Source organism: Duganella sp. GW821-FHT07G03 (assembly GCF_059418605.1).
This window is the reverse complement of the sequence record NZ_JBWKQE010000053.1, coordinates 1-2934: the sequence shown is the minus strand read 5'-3', so window position 1 is coordinate 2934 and position 2934 is coordinate 1. Positions and strand designations below refer to the sequence as shown.

Below are 2934 nucleotides of genomic sequence, written 5' to 3'. Positions count from 1 at the left end.
CCCGGCCGCACCTACCTCCTTATTATCCAATGGAGATGCGGTATGCTCAATATACGAAGTCTGACATTCGGACACGTACTCTGCTGTAGCAATCGCTACGGCAGAGTACGTGTCCGAATGTCAGACTTGACCCCATTGTTTTTTATACGTTCGATTCGGCGACGATCTTCCAGCTCTTGCCTTCCTTGGCCCAGTACTGTTTCTTGCGCACCGCGTGGCGATATTTGCCGACCACGATCTGCTGCGTGAAATTGCTGACGATGACTTCTTCCTGGCTCGGCTGGCGGAAATAGCTCGGCTCGCTCACGGTCACGCTGATCTTCTTGGCGCCGGGCAGGAAACGGTTCTTGTCCAGCCATGCAGTCACATCCTCGTCGGCCGCCGACTTGAAGCGCGGCGAATACAGCGCGCGCAAGCCGGCGTCGTCACGGTTCTCGACATCGCGCCGCCAGGCCTCCACCAGCGCGCTGGCCACCCGCAGGTCACGCTCCATTTGTTCCTTGCTGACGAACTCGACCTGGTCACCGATCAGGATCGGCGTCTTACCGATTTCCACCGTGCGGGTCAGCGTGTTCAGGTCGTCGTTGCTGACCACCACGCAGCCGTCGGTCGACAGCGGCGGGCGGCTGAAGGTTTCCGGCGGCGTGCCGTGCACCCAGATGCCCGAACCGCTGCGGCCCTGCGCCTTGTCCCAGTCGTTCGGATAATCGAGCGGCAACGCGCCCTTGCCGTACATGTCGGGCAGCTTCACGCCCGGCAAGTGGCCGATGATGTAGTACACGCCGACCGGCGTGCGCATATCGCCTTCCTTCAGCTTGTTGATGCCCAGCTTGCCCTGGCTGACGTAGAAATCGGACAACAGGCGGATTTGGTCGTTGCGGTTCTCGTACAGGTAGAGGCGCGAATGCTTGGCGTCGACGATCAGCGCGTGCTTCTGGTCCTTGCGCATCTGCATCAGCGCGCGTGGCAGCAGCGCCGCCGACGGCCGCCCTGGCTCGGCCTGCATGCGCACGGTCGCTTCGCGCCGCAGGTCAGCCAGCTTGGACGCTTCGCCCGCCGGCACTGCCGCGCCCAGCACGCTCACTTCGCGGGTATGCATCAGCAGGATGTCGCCGCGGACCAGGTGGCCCAGGCGGAAATTCGGATAGGCAACCACCAGCGCGTCGGCCTTTTGCTGGGCGACACGCAGGTTGTGCTGAGACAGCTCTTTGTAGATATCGGACAGTAGCTCTTCGGGATTGGCTTTACGGACGACCGGCGCCCGCGCCGGCTTTTTTGCGGCGTAACTAGCCGTCCCTCCCAATACACTGAGGAGGAGGACGCAAAGCAACCCACTGGCGCGCCAGCGTTGCGAAAATCTAAAGTGTGACATCAGCTACCCGAGGCTTCCTGCTTAATCTGCCATTTTCCACCATTTTTGACCAGCACGAGCGTCTTCCGGCTTCTGGCGGTGAGACGGTCCGATTCATAGGTCTGGCGGAAGGTCACTTTGGCCGTATTGCCGTTCACAACCACTTCCGGTCCGCCCACTTCGACGTGGATGCGGCCCTTGCCTTCGATGCGGGCACGGCGCTCTTCGGCCCAGGCCTTGCGCGACAAACCTTTGGGCGGCTCGAACTCCTGGCTGTAGTAGCCGAGGTAGGAATCGACATTCTGGGTGGTCCAGGCCTTGGCCCAGCCATGGACTTGGGCCAGCACCGCGTCGCGCTCGGAGGTATCCGGCTTGGCGGCCTTTTCCGGCTCAGGCTTGGCAGGTTTTGGCGGCTCCACCTTGGTCGGCTTCGGCGGCTCCGCTTTGGCCGGCTTGGCCGGCTCAGCCTGGGCGAGCACCACCGGCGCTGCTTTGACTGGCGCAGGTACAGAGGCAGGCGCCGGCTTCGGCGGTTCAACCTTGGCCAACACCGGTGCAGGCGCTGGTGTAACAGGCTTGACGGGAACCGGCGTCGGCACAGGTGCTGGCGCGACCGGCTTGGCTGCAACCGGCGCTGGCGCGGCAGCCACTTTAACTGCTGGCGCCGGCGTCGGTGCCGGCGGCGTGACCGACAAGGCCGGTATGCGCTGCAAGGTCGTAGGCTTGCCGGTATCGGCAGGAATTTGCGAGATCAGCGGCGGCGCAGCATTGGCCGTGGCGCGCGGCGCGGCCACCTGAGCCGCTGGCTGAGGCGCGGGTGCCGGCGTTGACACGGCGATCTCCGGCGCGCCGAACTTGGCGCCTGTGCTGCTGGAAAAGTTCCGCAGCAGCGTCAGCTTGGACTTGGCCGGTGGTGCATTGTTCGAGCCGAGTGCCAGCGCCTTGTCGTAGGCCTGGCTGGCCATCTTGCCATAGACGTCGCCCAGGTTTTCATACGCCGTCATATAGCTCGGATTGGTGCGGATCGCTTTTTCCAGCGACACGCGTGCCTTGTCGTACTGGCCGTTGGCTGCGTACAGCACGGCCAGGTTGTTATACGGTTCCGGCAGATCTTTGTAATCTTCGGTGAGTTTGGTGAACACCGCGATCGCCTCATCCGACTTGTTTTGCTCGGTCAGCAGCACGCCCTTCATGAAGCGCATTTGCGGATCGGAAGGGTGCTTGCCCAGGTATTCGTTGGTCTTGTTCAATGCCTCGACAAACTTGCCGGCCTTGGCCAGCTTGCTAACGTCGGCCATCTCGTCGGCGCGCGCAGGCGCAAGCGCGAAGAGGGTTACCACGATGCCGGCGGACGCCAGGGCACGGTACAGCATTGTTGGAGCTGTCTTATTTTTCATTGAGGTATGAAGCAAGCACGAAAGCACACATGGTACACCTTTCGTTTCCCCAGATCAAAATCTAGCTTGTATCTTATATGCCTCTTTTGTCACAAAAAAAGTACCCGGAAATGCGAAAAACCCCACCAAGATCACTTGGTGGGGTTCTTCTATATAACTAGCCTGACGATAACCTACTTTCACACT

At 61.2% G+C, this 2934-nt stretch carries 2 protein-coding genes; both read right to left on the bottom strand.

Annotated elements, in window-relative coordinates; all coding sequences use genetic code 11:
- Window positions 1–142 precede the first annotated feature (142 nt).
- Complete coding sequence (locus AC07OK_RS30695) at window positions 143–1303, bottom strand: L,D-transpeptidase family protein (RefSeq protein WP_494693833.1); 1161 nt, start codon at window positions 1301–1303, stop codon at window positions 143–145.
- A gap of 68 nt (window positions 1304–1371) precedes the next feature.
- A complete protein-coding gene (locus tag AC07OK_RS30690; protein ID WP_494693832.1) occupies window positions 1372–2724 on the bottom strand; it encodes a L,D-transpeptidase Cds6 family protein in 1353 nt (450 codons plus the stop codon).
- Window positions 2725–2934 lie beyond the last annotated feature (210 nt).

Excerpts from the sequence above, each read along its gene's own strand:
- AC07OK_RS30690 (WP_494693832.1), bottom strand. The coding sequence starts at position 2,724 with ATGCTGTACCGTGCCCTGGCGTCCGCCGGCATCGTGGTAACCCTCTTC.